Annotated in this window: 17 protein-coding genes; 8 read left to right on the top strand and 9 right to left on the bottom strand. The window is 64.0% G+C overall.

Annotated elements, in window-relative coordinates:
• The 9 genes from EO141_RS02055 to EO141_RS02095 form a co-directional block, all read right to left on the bottom strand.
• Positions 1–250, bottom strand: a 250-nt coding sequence (locus EO141_RS02055; protein WP_164739022.1) for an AMP-binding protein, incomplete at its 3' end; no start/stop codon positions are given.
• A gap of 32 nt (positions 251–282) precedes the next feature.
• The gene (locus tag EO141_RS02060) at positions 283–501 is read right to left on the bottom strand and encodes an MbtH family protein (RefSeq protein ID WP_127168422.1); all 219 of its coding nucleotides are present in this window, start codon (positions 499–501) and stop codon (positions 283–285) included.
• An 18-nt stretch (positions 502–519) separates the two neighbouring features.
• Positions 520–1,353, bottom strand: coding sequence for an alpha/beta fold hydrolase (locus EO141_RS02065; RefSeq protein WP_127168423.1), 834 nt, complete (start codon positions 1,351–1,353; stop codon positions 520–522).
• Positions 1,354–1,939: 586 nt separating this feature from the next.
• Positions 1,940–2,638 carry a YIP1 family protein gene (locus tag EO141_RS02070; RefSeq protein WP_164739023.1) on the bottom strand — a complete coding sequence of 233 codons (699 nt, stop codon included), beginning with the start codon at positions 2,636–2,638 and terminating at the stop codon, positions 1,940–1,942.
• Positions 2,639–2,672: 34 nt separating this feature from the next.
• On the bottom strand, positions 2,673–3,890 hold the full coding sequence (locus EO141_RS02075; RefSeq protein ID WP_127168455.1) for an ABC transporter permease: 1,218 nt from the start codon (positions 3,888–3,890) through the stop codon (positions 2,673–2,675).
• A complete protein-coding gene (locus EO141_RS02080) occupies positions 3,890–4,642 on the bottom strand; it encodes an ABC transporter ATP-binding protein (RefSeq protein WP_241236612.1) in 753 nt (250 codons plus the stop codon). Before EO141_RS02080 ends, EO141_RS02075 begins: the two co-directional genes overlap by 1 nt.
• Positions 4,629–5,819 carry an efflux RND transporter periplasmic adaptor subunit gene (locus EO141_RS02085; RefSeq protein ID WP_164739024.1) on the bottom strand — a complete coding sequence of 397 codons (1,191 nt, stop codon included), beginning with the start codon at positions 5,817–5,819 and terminating at the stop codon, positions 4,629–4,631. The genes EO141_RS02080 and EO141_RS02085 overlap by 14 nt, the downstream gene beginning before the upstream one ends.
• 139 nt (positions 5,820–5,958) lie before the next feature.
• Positions 5,959–6,219: a 2TM domain-containing protein gene (locus EO141_RS02090; RefSeq protein WP_127168426.1), complete on the bottom strand. Its 261-nt coding sequence runs from the start codon at positions 6,217–6,219 to the stop codon at positions 5,959–5,961.
• A 912-nt stretch (positions 6,220–7,131) separates the two neighbouring features.
• Positions 7,132–7,491 carry an iron-sulfur cluster assembly accessory protein gene (locus EO141_RS02095; RefSeq protein ID WP_127168427.1) on the bottom strand — a complete coding sequence of 120 codons (360 nt, stop codon included), beginning with the start codon at positions 7,489–7,491 and terminating at the stop codon, positions 7,132–7,134.
• Positions 7,492–7,709: 218 nt separating this feature from the next.
• Between EO141_RS02095 and asnS the strand changes: the two genes are divergently transcribed.
• From asnS to kynU, 8 genes are all read left to right on the top strand, one after another.
• Complete coding sequence (gene asnS / locus EO141_RS02100) at positions 7,710–9,104, top strand: asparagine--tRNA ligase (RefSeq protein ID WP_104648443.1); 1,395 nt, start codon at positions 7,710–7,712, stop codon at positions 9,102–9,104.
• A 259-nt stretch (positions 9,105–9,363) separates the two neighbouring features.
• Positions 9,364–9,669 carry a hypothetical protein gene (locus EO141_RS02110; protein WP_126946205.1) on the top strand — a complete coding sequence of 102 codons (306 nt, stop codon included), beginning with the start codon at positions 9,364–9,366 and terminating at the stop codon, positions 9,667–9,669.
• Positions 9,666–9,992 (top strand): hypothetical protein, encoded by a 327-nt coding sequence (locus EO141_RS02115; RefSeq protein ID WP_119132238.1) that lies wholly within the window; start codon positions 9,666–9,668, stop codon positions 9,990–9,992. Before EO141_RS02110 ends, EO141_RS02115 begins: the two co-directional genes overlap by 4 nt.
• A gap of 1 nt (position 9,993) precedes the next feature.
• Positions 9,994–10,632, top strand: coding sequence for an FMN-binding negative transcriptional regulator (locus EO141_RS02120; protein WP_127168428.1), 639 nt, complete (start codon positions 9,994–9,996; stop codon positions 10,630–10,632).
• A gap of 90 nt (positions 10,633–10,722) precedes the next feature.
• Complete coding sequence (gene can, locus EO141_RS02125) at positions 10,723–11,385, top strand: carbonate dehydratase (protein WP_104648440.1); 663 nt, start codon at positions 10,723–10,725, stop codon at positions 11,383–11,385.
• 85 nt (positions 11,386–11,470) lie between these two features.
• Positions 11,471–12,001, top strand: coding sequence for a 3-hydroxyanthranilate 3,4-dioxygenase (locus EO141_RS02130; protein WP_126941784.1), 531 nt, complete (start codon positions 11,471–11,473; stop codon positions 11,999–12,001).
• Positions 12,002–12,202: 201 nt separating this feature from the next.
• A complete protein-coding gene (locus EO141_RS02135; protein ID WP_127168429.1) occupies positions 12,203–14,344 on the top strand; it encodes an FUSC family protein in 2,142 nt (713 codons plus the stop codon).
• A 34-nt stretch (positions 14,345–14,378) separates the two neighbouring features.
• Positions 14,379–15,650 carry a kynureninase gene (kynU, locus tag EO141_RS02140; protein ID WP_127168430.1) on the top strand — a complete coding sequence of 424 codons (1,272 nt, stop codon included), beginning with the start codon at positions 14,379–14,381 and terminating at the stop codon, positions 15,648–15,650.
• Positions 15,651–15,773 lie beyond the last annotated feature (123 nt).

Raw genomic sequence — 15,773 nt, forward strand, 5'->3', positions numbered from 1 at the left:
CGCGCACGATGCCCAGCAAGGTGGCCACCAGCCAGCGCGAACGAGCCAGGCTGACGCCTATGCGCATCCCCGGCTGCACCCCGCTGCGCTGCAGGGCCCAGGCAATCGCCGCACTGGCTGCCTCCAGCTGTGCATAGCTCAGCGCTCCATCTGCGTCTTCCACCGCCACTGCGTCAGGCCATTGCATGGCCGAACGAATGAAGGCCTTGGACAGGGACGTAGCGTTCGAGCTCACGTGCTGGTTCAACATCGGAAGACCTCGGCTGCGACGACAGGAAAGTTTCAGAGCGTCGGCGTGGACTCACGCGCGGCGGCAATGGCTTCACGCACGCTCTTGGGCGTGATGTCTTTCCAGACCTGCTCAATGTGGTCCAGGCATTCCTGTTTGGTCCCGGCCTTTCCTTCCTTGTACCAACCCAGTGGAATTTCACGGAAAACTGGCCAGATCGAATACTGCTCTTCGTCGTTGATCACTACGAAATACTCGACTTCAACGTTCATGTTGCCTCCATGGAAGGACTACGAAAAGGAATCGCGCATGGGCAGAGCTACTTCTGCGCAGTGGCTCAGCCTTGCGCGCGATTGCACTTGGTCACTAAACAGGTATTGCTCTATGACACGGCACATCTGTGTGGCATGGCCGTTGATGAAGAAATGATCGCCGTCGATGGCATTCATGCTGAATCCCGTCGTGGTGTGTCGCGCCCATTCACCGACTGCATCAAGGGAGACGGAAGGGTCATGCGTGCCACCGAAGGCGATGATCGGCAACGGCAAAGGCCGCGGTGGACGCGCTTGATGGTCCTCGCACAGACTGAAATCCGCACGCAGGGTCGGCAACAGCAACTCGTACAGTGCAGGGTTGGCCAGCACGGTTTCGGTGGCCGCATTGATGCGCGTCAAGATGCCACTGAAGCGCGCATCGCTCATTCCGCGCACCGACTCCCAGCCTGCGGGATTTGGAACATGCGGGGCCTGACGACCGGAGACGCCTAATAGCAGAGGCAGTGCAAGGCCCTCGGCACGCAAGCGCTGGGTCAGCTCATGGGCGATCAATGCCCCCATGCTATGCCCGAATAAGGCATACGGCTGGTGGATGTGCGGGCGCAGGACTGCGACGAGCGCGTCCAGCATGAAGCTGAGGGTGTCGATCGGTGCATCCAAAATACGCATCTCGCGCCCCGGCAGGCGCAGCGGCACCGCGCTCACGCGACGGGACAGCAGCCTCGGCCATTGACGGTAGATGGACGCGCCACCGCCAGCATATGGCAGACAGAACAGACGCACGACACCCGGCGCTGCAGGTGCGAGCGCGGGCATCCACTTGTTGTCATCGCCGACGGATCGCTCCATGAGTCCTCTCTTACAAACTTTGCTCCTGGCGAGCACACGCTCCCGTCGCCCCTATTAATGAGAGTTCAGGGCGCCCAGCAACGTAGAACAGCCAATCGAGATCGCGAACGACTACTGCTCGCGGTGGATCGCTTGCAAACAGCGCGACGCCCGCACCCCAACGGGACGGTCGCACACAACGGCAATCATGGATCGCGACAAATCGTAGCTGTGGGGAGGTAGCGCAGGTGGAAAATGCTCCACATGACTGCAGGGTGCACCCAGGCGCCAAGTATTTGAACAGCTTTTGCTGGTATCGATCGCAGAAATCATTAGCCTTCCAGGACTGTGAATTTGCTGCACCGGGATAACCATCTGCACCGCAGCATCCTCGCTGCTACATTAATCCCCGGCATGGAAAAATCGAACTACTGCTACTAACTCAAGTTTGCCTTAACAGAATATGAGGCTTGATCATTGAGATTAGCACAGAAGATTCAGCACGCAATCGCACTTGCCCATCTTTGTCCAACAACACATAACAAAGTCATGATTCAACGCGCATCTTCACGGCATCCGCCGCGTGCATGCGCACGCCACGACAAGTTCAACGGGCGATAAAAACCGCCCAGACCCCATAAACAAGCAGATATGGCACAAGCACGATCACCGCCGATCTGATCAACGATGCCCCTACCCACAACCGATACCCCACGATCATCAGCACGACTGACCAGAGCGTGGTGATAGAAATACTGGAAAGCATGACCTTCCACGGCGACTCCGCAGGCAGGCGAAGCAGCAGACCATCCACGGACAGCAGATTGAGCTCTTCAGTGGCCAGACGATCGCCGCTTGCGGCTACGTAGGCAATCATCGCCAGTAGCGCCAGCACTGTCGGCAGCGAAGTCCAGGAAACGAAAGAGAACCACTGACGGAAGCCCTTATTGTCTCCCTGCATGGCACCCACCGCATTGAAGTACAACGCCTGCAGCACGTACGAGCCCGGTACCAGCACCAGCACGGTCCCGATCGCCATCGTCAGCTGGAAGCCACGCCCCAGCATCCCACGCGCGCTCTCGGCCTCTTCTTCGGTCAGATCTTTACCCATCAGGCTTACCTGATGATCGGCCAGCCATGCGATATCCACACGCAAGTAATAGAACACCCATGCGGCCAGGCTGAGGCCCAGCACGGCAAGAAAGGGCATGGCCCAGGAGTAGCCAGGAGGCAAGGTACGGAAGGCCTCCACGGGTGCCGTGAATATGCGCTCGGCAAGCTTGAGGTTGCTGCTGTCTTCCGTCACGTACGCCTCCAGGTGTTGATGATGAACTTGCCAACTACTCGTAACGCAGCGCCTCGATCGGATCCAGGCGTGCAGCTTTGGTGGCAGGAAGAATGCCGAACAGCACACCCACCGCCACAGAGAACCCCACGGAAACACAGACCACCCACGCCGGCATATAGACCGACGGCATGCCAGGAATGATCGCCGCGATCAGGCTGCCGACGCTATAGCCTATCGCTACACCGATGACGCCGCCGATCAAGCAGATCACGATTGCTTCGATCAGGAACTGCAACAGAATGTCTGCGCGCCGCGCACCAAGTGCCTTGAGAATGCCAATCTCCCGGGTGCGCTCGGTTACCGAGACCAACATGATGTTCATGATGCCGATGCCACCCACCAACAGCGAAATGCCAACGATACCCGCCGCAACAAGCGTCACCGACCCCAGGATCGTGTTGAACGACGCACTCAACTGCTCGGAGGTCTGCACGCGGAAGTCATCCGCCTGAGCTGGCTGCAACTTATGTTGCTCGCGCAACACGCGCTTGATACGGTCGGTTACCACATCGGCACGCTCGGGATCCTCCATTTGCAGCTGCACCTGGATGTCGTACTCGCGCGAGCCACCCAACAACCGCTGCATGGTCGAAAATGGCAGCAGGATGTAGTCGTCCTGGGAGAAGCCGAATAGTTCGCCTCGCTTCTCCATCACTCCGACGACCTTGCACCACTCTTCGCCTACCCTGACAAATTCGCCCAGGCTCGGCTTCGGAAGCTCGAGGTTCTCGATCACCTCGGTACCGACAATGCAGACCAGGCGGCGCCGAGCATCGTCGTCGTGACTGAAGAAGCGTCCCCGCTGCGGGTAGATGCGGTTGACATCGATATAGCTGGCACCGACACCAAACACGCGGGTCATCACGTTACGTGAGCGATAGCCGACCCTGCTGGTGCTGTCGCCAGGATCGAACAACACTGGCGTGATGTGCGAGACGCCGTTGACCTTGTGCCGGATCGCCTGTAGGTCGGCCTCGGTCAGCTTGGCACTGCGCCCCAGCATCTGCTCGCGCAATGGTGTGAATGAGCGAATGGTGATCGAATTGGAGCCCAGGCTTTCGAACTGCATGCTGATCGTGTGCGACAACCCCTGCACGATCGACACGATCGAGATGACGGCCGCCACCCCGATGGCGATGCCCAGCGCTGTCAAAAACGAACGGAAAGCATGCGCCCGCAGCGACATGAGCGCGGAGCGGACGCAATCCATCAGCACGTATGCGGCCTCTGCTGTTGATCGTGCTTGACCAGACCATCGTGCAGAGTGATGACGCGATGGCAGCGCCGTGCGATCTCCGGTTCGTGGGTCACCACCACCACGGTCTGCCCGTCCGCCTGCAACTGGTCGAACAGCGTCATGATCTCCCCGGTGGTAGCTGAATCCAGATTACCGGTAGGCTCGTCAGCCAGCAGGATGCTCGGATTGCCGACCAGTGCGCGCGCAACGGCAACACGCTGGCGCTGCCCGCCGGACAACTCGTTGGGAAGGTGACCCATGCGTTGGGTCAGGCCCACCTTGCGTAGCGCCTCGCTGGCCCACTCGCGTCGCTCGACGTAAGGCATCCGACGATACACCAGAGGCTGCATCACATTGTGCAAAGCATCCATGCGCGGCAGCAGGTTGAAACTCTGGAAGATGAAGCCAATCTCTGTATTGCGCACACCGGCCAATTCGTTGTCGCCCATCTCGGCCACTGCATGCCCATTGAGCAGGTACTGGCCGTGCGTCGGCTTGTCCAGGCATCCGATGATATTCATCAGCGTGGATTTTCCGGAGCCGGAGGCACCGATGATGGCGACATAATCGTTGCGTCTGATATCCAGATCAATGCCGCGCAAGGCCTGTACCACTTGTCCACCCATCACGTACTCGCGATGCACTCCGAGCAGCTTGATTACCGCAGCGGGCGCGACACTCGCCTGATGCTCAGCGACCCCAGTCGAACACTCAGCGACGGACACGACTGCTGTCCCGGTCGGCATCGCCAACCGCATCGCCGTCCTTGAGCAGGCGCAACGTACGGAAGGGCCCCACCACCACACGCTCGGAAGGTTTCAGGCCAGCCTTGACCACCACGTGACTGTCCGACGACAAGCCCAGAGTAAGGTCGCGGCGCACTGCGGTTCCAGCTTCGTCGACGAATACATACGCCTTCTCCTTGCCAGCGCGCGCCGCATCTTCGTACAGTACCGCCTGAAGCGGAACCGCCAGTTCCTTGTCGCTGGACTGGATATAAATCTCCGCGCGGCAACTCGTGCCCGGCTTGATCCGGCTGGCCTCGGCGGCATCCAGACGGATATTAACGGCGAAGGAGAGGTTCTGCTGACCGTCGGCCTTTACCGCCGATGCTGCAATCCGCTCCACCACGCCATGCACGACCTGATCCGGATAGGCCGCCGCGTGGATGGCGGCGCGCTGGCCGATGGCGATGCGGGCGATATCGGTTTCGTCGACCTTCAACTCGGCGATCACCGATGAGGTATCTGATACTTCCGCCAGCACGGTACCAGGAATATTGGTGGTACCTGGAATCACCGACTCCCCCGCTTTCACGTCCAGCCGGGTGATCACACCATCCAGCGGTGAACGGATCTGGGTACGCCTGAGTGTATCGAGCCCCTGCGCCAGAATGGCACTTGACTGAGCCAGCGACTCGCGACGCGACTGCACGTTCAGCCGCGCCACCTTCATCTTGTTTTCTTCGGCCTCGAAAGTGCTGCGGTCTACCAGGCGATCCTGCTGTAACGCCCGCAAGCGCGCCACCTGACGCTCCAGGTTCTGCAATTGCGTCTGCTCCTGCGAAATCGCCACTCGCCGCAGGCGCGCATCGGCTTGCTGCTGCTCCAGGACAGCCTGGTACTGCTCGGCCTCCAACGCGATCAGCAGCTGGCCTTTGCGTACGGTATCGCCCTCGCGCACTTGCACGCTTAGCACCTTGCCACTGAGTTCGGAGCTGAGCCTCACCTGTTCACGAAAGCCCACCGTGCCTGAGGCGAGCACCGAGCTGCGTACCACTTGTTCGGCGACCGGCAACGTATCGACCGAGACCCCCTGCTTTCCTCGCATAATGCCGGCAAGCACTGGGAGGCCGATCGTCAACCCGGCAAGGGTGACAAAGATGGCGGTAGTCTTCTTCACACCCTGCCCTCCATGACCTGCATGCATCCAAAAAACGCTCATCACCGGCGGTGCAATCTTGATCGCGGGTTATGCAGAGACAGACTGCCCAATCATGGGTGCAGCCCTGGACGCGCGGCCAGGCACATCTGGCAACGACTCAAGACTTTTTGTTGAGCCGCTTTTCGATCATCTTTCGCTCCCAGTCGGGACCGAAGAAGCTAAATCCGCGATAGGCGAATATCCCATGCAGGGCGACGCCAACCCCCCATCCCAGGAGTAACCACAGAATTCCAGGACGATCCGGCACCGCGTATATCCCCAATGCGATCACGAAGATCATGTACATGAAAACGTGCGACCAGAATTCTTTCAGCCGTTTTACATAGCGAACTGCATCGACTTCTTCTTCCAGAGACATGTGCTACTCCTTGCGTGTATGCACAATCAGTCGCAGTGACCCAGCGTTAGGCCTACATTCACTTCTCACCCAACGTAGCATGGATATTTTTCGAAGTACATCCCATCAGGCGCGTAAGCGAGGCAGCTTCAACGCGATACGCTGGGAGTGCAGGCGTACGACGCAGAAGGGGGCAACGCGAAAACGGACAAGCGGTCTACTTCGACATGGTCGTGACGGATGGCTTTCGTCTCAAAAGGCACCGAGTGCGCGAACTTGCGATACCTGTGGAGCTGAGGATGCGATGCGGAGTAATGACCGCAGGTTTTTCGCAAGGATCCCTTGATCGCCCCGGCACCAGAGGCCTTCGGTCGCCTCCACGCCGGGATCGCCCCGGCGGGTGTCTGCCTCCGGTCATCCCGCTTCAGCGCGCTTCGTTACACCGAATACGGCCCGCGACTTCGTGAATCCACTGCGTCTTCGTCATATCGACCACGGCAGCCCGAACAATCACAACCTCCCATGCAGACGCGGAGGGCTGATAGACACAAGCAAGCTGCAATGTAGTGGTCTTGAAAAACCCAACTTCCCAGATACTGGGTGACAGTCTTCGCGATCATGCCAAAAGCGGCTCAAGCACAACAGCCAACCTTCGTTTCAGACCACTCCCATCTTCATCGAGCGCTCCATCCGCCCCTTCGGTACTCGCTCATCTGCGCTTTGTTCATTTCGAGATGCCAGTAGCATCCGCTGCTTCCTAAATGCCTGCTGACGGCCGCCCGCATCCAAAACGCTGACAACATGTTCGCAGCATGGAAATCCTTCGCATCCGCACGGATGCGAGCGGCCCGACCCCGTCATGCGCTCTCAGCTAGTTGCCCGGATTGAAGATACCTGTAATCATCCACTATAAAAATCTTAAAATTCAACAAATTACAAAATCCTGACCGCTGTGGAACGGTGCAAGTCGTCCACGGTGAAGCTTTCACCGCATCCGCACTCGGCGGTCGCGTTGGGGTTGCTGAAGGTGAAGGTCTCGCTGAGGCCGTGCTTGCCGAAATCGATGCAGGTGCCATCGACCAGCGGCAGGCTGACCGGGTCGACGAAGATGCGCACCCCCTGCTGCTCGAACACCGCATCGTCGTCGCGCTTCTCGCGCGCCAGGTCGGTGACATGGCCCCAGCCCGAGCAACCGGTCTTGGTCACGCCAAAGCGCAGACCCAGCGTCCCCGGGGTCTGCTGCACGAAACGCTGCACGCGCTCCAGCGCGGCGGGGGTGAGGCTGATGGCCATGGGAGATGCTCCGGAAACGATGGTGAAACACTGGTGGCAAGTATAGCGAGGCTGCAATGACCGGGGCGGCACCCGCTGATACGACGTGTTCCCCAGATGGGGCCATGCCCCGCCGTCGACAAGCGCGACCACCGGCAAGCCGTTCAGATGCTCGCGCCAGCGCGCCCGCAGCCAGTAAACTCGCAGACCATTCAAAGTCGCTACGGCGAGGACAAGTCATGACGGTGGTCAGCGTTGAACATGCGCTTGCGGGAAAACTCCCGGAAGGCGGCGAAGTCACGGTACGGGGGTGGGTGCGCACGCTGCGCGGATCTGCCGGACTGGCCTTCATCAACGTGACCGATGGCTCGTGCTTTGCCCCGATCCAGGTGGTGGCCAACGACACCCTGCCCAACTTCGACGAGATCAAGCGCCTGACCAGCGGCTGCTCGCTGATCGCCAAGGGCGTGCTGGTGAAGTCGCAGGGCAAGGGCCAGTCGTTCGAGATCCAGGCCAGCGGCGTGGAGATCGTCGGCTGGGTCGAGGACCCGCTGACCTACCCGATCCAGCCCAAGCCGATGTCGCCGGAGTTCCTGCGCGAAGTGGCGCACCTGCGCCCGCGCACCAACCTGTTCGGCGCGGTCACCCGCATCCGCAACTGCCTGGCGCAGGCGGTGCACCGCTTCTTCCACCAGAACGGCTTCAACTGGATCAGCACCCCGATCATCACCACCTCCGACGCCGAAGGCGCCGGGCAGATGTTCCGCGTCTCCACGCTGGACATGGTGAACCTGCCGCGCGATGCCAGCGGTGCGGTGGATTTCAGCCGCGACTTCTTCGGCAAGGAAACCTTCCTGACCGTGTCCGGCCAGCTCAACGTGGAGGCGTACTGCCTGGCGCTGAGCAAGGTCTACACCTTCGGCCCGACCTTCCGCGCCGAGAACAGCCATACCACGCGCCATCTGGCCGAGTTCTGGATGATCGAGCCGGAAATCGCCTTCGCCGACCTGGCCGAAGACGCGCGCCTGGCCGAACAGTTCCTCAAGTACCTGTTTCGCGCGGTCCTGGACGAACGTGGCGACGATCTGGCCTTCCTGGCCGAGCGCGTGGACAAGAACGCCATCAGCAAGCTGGAAGCCTTCATCAATGCCCCGTTCGAGCAGATCGACTACACCGAGGCGGTGAGGCTGCTGCAGAACTCGGGCAAGAAGTTCGACTTCCCGGTCGAATGGGGCCTGGACCTGCAGACCGAGCACGAGCGCTGGCTGACCGAAGAACATATCGGCCGCCCGGTGGTGGTGACCAACTACCCCGAGCACATCAAGGCCTTCTACATGCGCCTGAACGACGACGGCAAGACCGTCGCGGCGATGGATGTGCTGGCGCCGGGCATCGGCGAGATCATCGGCGGCAGCCAGCGCGAAGAGCGCCTGGACGTGCTGGATGCGCGCATGGCGCAGTTCGGCCTGGATCAGGAGCACTACGGCTGGTACCGCGATTTCCGTCGCTACGGCTCGGTGCCGCATGCCGGCTTCGGCTTGGGCTTCGAGCGCCTGGTGGTCTACGTGTGCGGGCTGAGCAATATCCGCGACGCCATCCCCTACCCGCGCGCACCGGGCAGCGCCGAGTTCTGACCGTGCGCCTGCTGGCTGCCGCCGCCCCGCACCCGCAATCGCCGGCCTTGGCGCCGGCCTTGCCAAGCCTCGGCATGGCCGGCGTGTGCTGCGTCCGGCCAGCCGAGCCGGCAGCCACGCCTCCGGTTCCAGGTGCGTGGCGGCAGGGTGACACGGCACGCCAGGCCGTCCTCCGGGCCAGGCGTCCGCTGGGGTGGACCATCGCTGCGCCGGTGGCTGGCGCAGCACTTCTGCAACGCGTACTGAGGCCGGCGGGCACATGACCCTGTTCTTCGCACTGTGTTTTGTCGGCGTCGCCGTCGCCGGGCTCACCGCCTTGCTGATCTTCTGGCCACTGACGCTGGTGCACCTGCGCGACCGTCATCCCGAGGCGCTGGCCAGCTTCGGTGATCCGGCCTTCATCAGCCCTGCGGCACTGCGCTGGTTGCTGACACGGCGCTACCGCCGCCACCGCGACAATGCGCTGTCCGGTCTGGCCACACCCGCCTGGCTGTCGCTGCTGACCATCTTCTTCGGCCTGGGCATGGCGGCCCTGCTCGGCCTGCTCTCCAAGGTAATGCCATGAATACACCGCAAGACACCGCACAGGACGACCACGATTCGTGGTGGCTGGCCACGATCGGCCGCACGCTGATCTGGGCGCGCCTGCGCGTCAAGCAGGCCGGCACGGCCGAAGTCCTGGACAGCGACGGCAAGATCCTGCCCTACGACAGCGAAGACAGCGCCCGTGCGGCCTTGTTCGATGCCGAATTCGTCGCGCTCGACGGGCTGGACGAGGAAGACGCGCTGATGCGTGGCTTCTCGCTCGACGAGGTGTCGCCGCCGCGCGGCGACGACGATGCCGACCTGCGCGAACGCATGGTGCTGACCCTGGGCGGCCGCGCCTGACATGTACGCCCCGCGCGCGTTCGCGCAGACCGATCTGGCACTGCTGGACTGGCTGATCGCGCGCGACCCGTTCGTCACCCTGATCAGCGGTGGCGAGGACGGGCAGCCGGCGATCTCGCATCTGCCGGTGCTGTACCGACGCCAGGCGCAGGCAGTGGTCATCGAAGGCCACTGGGCGCGCCCCAATCCGCAGGCGCGCAGCCCCGGCGATGCGGTAATCGTGGTGCAGGGCCCGCATGCCTATGTGTCGCCCAGCTGGTATCCGGACAAGGAAACGGCCGCACGCGTGCCGACCTGGAACTACGCCGTGGCGCATCTGCATGGACGCTGCGAGCAGGTGAGCGATGAGGCGGCGCTGGGCGACCTGATCGGCCGCATGAGCGCGCACTTCGAACAGCGCATCGGCAGCGACTGGCTGTTCGAGATGGAGCGCGACAGTCACCGCCGCCAGTTGCGCGGCCTGGTCGGCTTCCGCTTCGTTCCCAGCCGCATCGAGCTGACCTTCAAGCTCAGCCAGAATCATCCGGCCGGTAATGTCGCTGCCGTGAGCGAGGCACTCCAGCAACAGGCGTCCGCCGACTCCCGCGAGCTGGCATCGCTGATGCGCGATGCCCTGCAGGTACGCGATGGCGCAGCATGAGCGGTGCCGTACAGCATCGATTTGCGCATCACTTCCTTTCGCTCATCTGTCGATCACACACTGCCCTTCGTCCTCTGGAATACTGCCCCCATGAACGAGCTCAACCATTTGCTTGAAAACAACCGTGCCTGGTCCGAGCGCATCCGTCGCGAGGACCCGGAATTCTTCTCCAAGCTGTCCACCCAGCAGACGCCCGAGTATCTGTGGATCGGCTGCTCGGACTCGCGCGTGCCGGCCAACCAGATCATCGACATGGCGCCGGGCGAGGTGTTCGTCCATCGCAACATCGCCAACGTGGTCGTGCACACCGATCTGAACTGCCTGTCGGTGATCCAGTTCGCCGTCGACGTGCTCAAGGTCAAGCACATCCTGGTGGTCGGCCATTACGGCTGCGGCGGCGTGTTTGCCAGCCTGACCCAGAAGCGCATGGGCCTGGTCGACAACTGGATCCGCCACGTCACCGATGTGGCCGACAAGCACGAGGCCTGCCTGCACGATGCGGGCGACCTGCCGGTCCAGCACGCGCGCCTGTGCGAGCTCAACGTGCTCGAACAGGTGGTCAATGTCTGCCGCACCACCATCGTGCGCGATGCCTGGGAGCGCGGCCAGGCACTACAGGTGCATGGCTGGGTCTACAGCCTGCGCGACGGACGTGCGCACGACCTGGGCATGTCGATCGACCGCCCCGAACTGCTGCAGGAACGCTACGACGCGGCGCTGGCACAGATCCAGGCCGATCACGCCGAACGCTGAGCCGCACCCGCACACCATCCCGCCGCGGCGCCCATCGGCGCCGTCGGTTGGCTATGCTGGACGTCTTCTTTGCCGAGGAACGTCGATGCTGGTCCCGCCGATCAACCTGCAAGCCTGGATCGAGCAACACCGCCACCTGCTCAAGCCGCCGGTGGGCAATAAATGCATCCAGCAGGACGGCTTCATCATCATGATCGTCGGCGGGCCGAATGCGCGCACCGACTATCACTACGACGAAGGCCCGGAGTGGTTCTTCCAGCTCGAAGGCGAGATGGTGCTGAAGGTGCAGGACGACGGCGTGGCACGCGACATCCCGATCCGCGCCGGCGAGATCTTCCTGCTGCCGCCCAAGGTGCCGCATTCGCCGCAGCGCGCTGCCGGCTCGATCGGCCTGGTGATCGAACGCGAGCGCCTGCCCGACGAGCAGGACGGCCTGCAGTGGTATTGCCCGCAGTGCAATCACAAGCTGTACGAGGCGATGTTTCCGCTGCAGGACATCGAAACCGATTTTCCGCCGGTGTTCGATCATTTCTACCGCTCGCTCGCGCTGCGCACCTGCACCCGCTGCGGACACCTGCATCCTGCGCCGGAGCGCTATGCCACTGTCCAGGCATGAGCGGGCGATGACGTATGGCACGGCTGGGCACGTCTTGCGCAGGTCTCCAGCGCGCGTTCGCTCGATGGCCGCGCGTGTGCGTCACGTCGGCAGCGTAATGCCGCGCAATTGCAACGACGGCGCAACTGCCCGCAACGTGCTGCGTTTCAACCGCGTGCACGCGCGGCGGCCACGCTGCGTGCCCGCGCTGAGCCGCATGCCATGCTGCGCACGCTGATCGACCTCAAACCGCGCGACGTGCCGCTGCGCGTCGCGCTGCGCAACACCGCCGCGGTGGTGCTGCCGCTGGCGGTCGGCGTGGCCACCGGGCATGTCGCCGCCGGCCTGGCGGTGTGTACCGGCGCGCTCAACACCATGTTCACCGACCAGCCCGGCCCGTATCGCGCGCGCCTGCAACGCATGCTGATGGCCGCGCTGGCTGCCGGTCTGGCCGCGTTGCTCGGCATCTGGGTCGGCCACAACACGCCGGCCCTGGTGATCGCCGGGCTGCTGCTCGGCCTTGGCGGCGGCTTGCTGGTGGCGCTCGGCCCGGTGGCGGCGCGTGTAGGGCTGACCAGCATGATCCTGCTGGTGGTCAGCGCCGACATGCGCTTGCCGGTGCAGCAGGCAGCGGGTGTGGCGGCGTTGATCTTTGCCGGCGGCCTGCTCCAGGTGGTGCTGGCGTTGGCCGCCTGGCCGCTGCAACGCTATCGCCCGGAGCGCTTCGCGCTGGCCGACCTGATGCGTCAACTGGCCGGCATCGCACGCCAGCGTCCAGAAGCCAGCGCCCCGCCGCCGGCCACCCAGGAAGTGCTCGATGCGATGGTGATGCTGCATGGCGAGCACCGCTCGCGCGCGATCGCCGTGCAGAGCTTCCGCATCATTGCCGAGCTGTGCGAGCGCGTGCGGCTGGAGCTGCTGTCATTGGCCGATGCCGACACCCGCCTGACCGAGTCGCAGGCGCGCCCGGCGATCGAGCGCGTGCTCGAACGCAGCGCCATCGTGCTGGAACAGCTCGCGCATGCGATGACGGTGGGCGAAGACCCGCTCGCCGCCAATGCCTCGATGACCGGCTTCGACGATCTGGTCGCCGCGCTGGCGCAGTTCCAGCACGACAACGCCGACACCCGCGAGCGCCGGCTGGTGCGGGTGGCGGTGGCGCGCGCGCAAGGCCTGGGCGGCCAGCTGCGCGCGCTGATCCGCAACGCGCATTGGGCCAGCAGCCGTGGCGAAATCCAGGCGCAGCTGGCCGAAGCGCGCCTGCCGGCGGCACTCAGGCCCGCCGCGACCTGGGCCACGCTGCGCGCGAACCTGGATCTGTCGTCGGTGGCCTTCCGGCATGCCTTGCGCTGCGGCGTGTGCCTGGCACTGGCGATCGCCTTCCAGCGCTGGCAGCAGATCCCGCACGGCTTCTGGATTCCGATGACCACCGCCATCGTGCTCAAGCCGGATTTCGGCGGCACCTTCAGCTTCGGCGCCCTGCGCGTGGCCGGCACCTTCGTCGGCCTGCTGGTGGCGACCTTGCTGGCGCATCTGGCGATGGATGGCGCGAGCGTCCGCCTGGCGTTGCTGGCAATGTTCTGCCTGGGCTTCCGCCTGCTGACGCAGGTGAACTACGGCATCGGCGTGGCGTTCCTGACCGGCATGCTGGTGCTGCTGCTGTCCTTCGAGGGCGTGGCACCGGGCGAGGCCATCGGTGCGCGCCTGCAGGCGACGGTGGCCGGCAGCGCCTGGGCGCTGATCGCCTATGCGCTCTGGCCCACGCGCGAACGCCGGCACATCCGCGCCTCGCTGGCGCAGCTGCTCAGCGCGTATCGCGATCATCTGCGCAATCTGTTGCTCGGCAGGATGGAGGATCTGGGCGACACCCGCGCTGCCGCACGCGTGGCGCGCACCAATGCGCAGGCCTCGATCGAACGCCTGCGCGGCGAGCCGCGCAGCCGGCGCAATCTGCACGAGCTCAAACTCGCCGAGTCGCTGCTGGCCAACGGCAACCGGCTGATCCGCGCCACCTTGTCGCTGGAGGCGGTGCTGCGCGACGGCCATCCCCTGCCTGCGCTGGACGCGCTGCCGGCATTTGCGCAACAGGCCGACCAGGCGCTGTCCGAGCTGATCGCCTGCCTGCTCGACGGCGGCATTCCCGCCGCGGCCACCTTGCGCAGCGCCGAGCGCCAGCTGTCCGATGCATTGGCGGCCCTGCCCGACGGCTCGCCGGCCACCGCCGCACTGGCCGACACCATCGACCGCATCACCGACAGCATCGGCACGTTGACGCATCTGCTGCGCCCTGCCCGGCCAGCCGCGACCACCGCCGCACCCGACACACCGGCCGCGCATGACGGCGCACAGGGTGCCGGCGGGTAAACTGCGCCACTGACCTGCGTTGCGAGCCGTGATCATGACCGACCTGCTGTCCCGCGCCCATGCCGTTGCACTGGACGCCGCCGACCCGCTGCGCCAGCTGCGCGATGACTTCATCTTCCCGCAGCATGCCGGCCAGGATCAGACCTATTTCGTCGGCAACTCGCTGGGCCTGCAGCCACGCGCCGCACGCGCGATGGTGGCCGAGGTGCTCGACCAGTGGGGTGCGCTCGCGGTGGAGGGCCACTTCACCGGTCCCACCCAGTGGCTGACCTATCACCAGCTGGTGCGCGATGGTCTGGCCCGGGTGGTCGGCGCACTGCCCGGCGAAGTGGTGGCGATGAATACGCTCAGCGTCAACCTGCACCTGATGATGGCCAGCTTCTACCGCCCCACGCCCGAGCGCGGCGCGATCCTGATCGAAGCCGGCGCGTTTCCGTCCGACCGCCATGCGGTGGAATCGCAACTGCGCCTGCATGGGCTGGATCCGGCCACGCAGCTGATCGAAGTGCAAGCCGACCAACCCAACGGCACGCTGTCGATGGCGGCGATTGCCGATGCCATCGCCCGGCATGGTCCGCGCTTGGCGCTGGTGCTGTGGCCCGGCATCCAGTACCGCACCGGCCAGGCCTTCGACCTGGGCGAAATCGTGCGGCTGGCACGCGCACAGGGCGCGGCGGTGGGTTTCGATCTGGCGCATGCGGTCGGCAATATCGCGCTGACGCTGCACGACGACGGCGTGGATTTCGCGGTCTGGTGCCACTACAAATATCTCAATGCCGGCCCCGGCGCGGTGGGTGGCTGTTTCGTGCACGAACGCCATGCCAACAGCGACCTGCCGCGCATGGCCGGCTGGTGGGGACACGAGCAACAGACCCGGTTCCGCATGGATCCGCAGTTCGTGCCCTCGCCTGGGGCCGAAGGCTGGCAGCTGAGCAATCCGCCGGTGCTGGCGCTGGCGCCGCTGCGTGCCTCGCTGGAATTGTTCGACCAGGCCGGCATGGCGGCGCTGCGCGCCAAGTCCGAACAACTCACCGGGCATCTGGAACAGCTGATCCACGCCCGTGTGCCGCAGGTGCTGCAGATCGTCACCCCGGCCGCGCCGGCGCAGCGTGGCTGCCAGCTGTCGTTGCGGGTGGCCGGCGGCCGCGCGCAGGGGCGCTCGCTGTTCGAGTCTCTGCAGTCGGTGGGCGTGCTCGGCGACTGGCGCGAACCGGACGTGATCCGCATCGCACCGGTGCCGCTGTACAACCGCTTCTGCGACCTGCACCAGTTGGTCGAGCACGTGGAAACCTGGGCCGCCGCCTGAGCACGTACGGCACAGACTGTGCCAGCGAGCAGGGCTGCGCGTGAGCCGGAATCGGCACCCGCGCACGTACACTCCGAACCCGCACCTGGCCGACCGCAGCAGGTGCCGCTGCCAGCCACTCTC

Source organism: Xanthomonas sp. BRIP62415, assembly GCF_003993515.1.
GTDB classification, from domain to species: Bacteria; Pseudomonadota; Gammaproteobacteria; order Xanthomonadales; family Xanthomonadaceae; genus Xanthomonas; species Xanthomonas euroxanthea.

Coding starts and splice junctions, on each gene's coding strand:
- EO141_RS02060 (WP_127168422.1), bottom strand. CDS start 501: ATGAACGTTGAAGTCGAGTATTTCGTAGTGATCAACGACGAAGAGCAG.
- EO141_RS02065 (WP_127168423.1), bottom strand. CDS start 1,353: ATGGAGCGATCCGTCGGCGATGACAACAAGTGGATGCCCGCGCTCGCA.
- EO141_RS02075 (WP_127168455.1), bottom strand. CDS start 3,890: ATGGATTGCGTCCGCTCCGCGCTCATGTCGCTGCGGGCGCATGCTTTC.
- EO141_RS02090 (WP_127168426.1), bottom strand. CDS start 6,219: ATGTCTCTGGAAGAAGAAGTCGATGCAGTTCGCTATGTAAAACGGCTG.
- EO141_RS02095 (WP_127168427.1), bottom strand. CDS start 7,491: ATGGCCATCAGCCTCACCCCCGCCGCGCTGGAGCGCGTGCAGCGTTTC.
- asnS (WP_104648443.1), top strand. CDS start 7,710: ATGACGGTGGTCAGCGTTGAACATGCGCTTGCGGGAAAACTCCCGGAA.
- EO141_RS02110 (WP_126946205.1), top strand. CDS start 9,364: ATGACCCTGTTCTTCGCACTGTGTTTTGTCGGCGTCGCCGTCGCCGGG.
- EO141_RS02115 (WP_119132238.1), top strand. CDS start 9,666: ATGAATACACCGCAAGACACCGCACAGGACGACCACGATTCGTGGTGG.
- EO141_RS02120 (WP_127168428.1), top strand. CDS start 9,994: ATGTACGCCCCGCGCGCGTTCGCGCAGACCGATCTGGCACTGCTGGAC.
- can (WP_104648440.1), top strand. CDS start 10,723: ATGAACGAGCTCAACCATTTGCTTGAAAACAACCGTGCCTGGTCCGAG.
- EO141_RS02130 (WP_126941784.1), top strand. CDS start 11,471: ATGCTGGTCCCGCCGATCAACCTGCAAGCCTGGATCGAGCAACACCGC.
- EO141_RS02135 (WP_127168429.1), top strand. CDS start 12,203: ATGCTGCGCACGCTGATCGACCTCAAACCGCGCGACGTGCCGCTGCGC.
- kynU (WP_127168430.1), top strand. CDS start 14,379: ATGACCGACCTGCTGTCCCGCGCCCATGCCGTTGCACTGGACGCCGCC.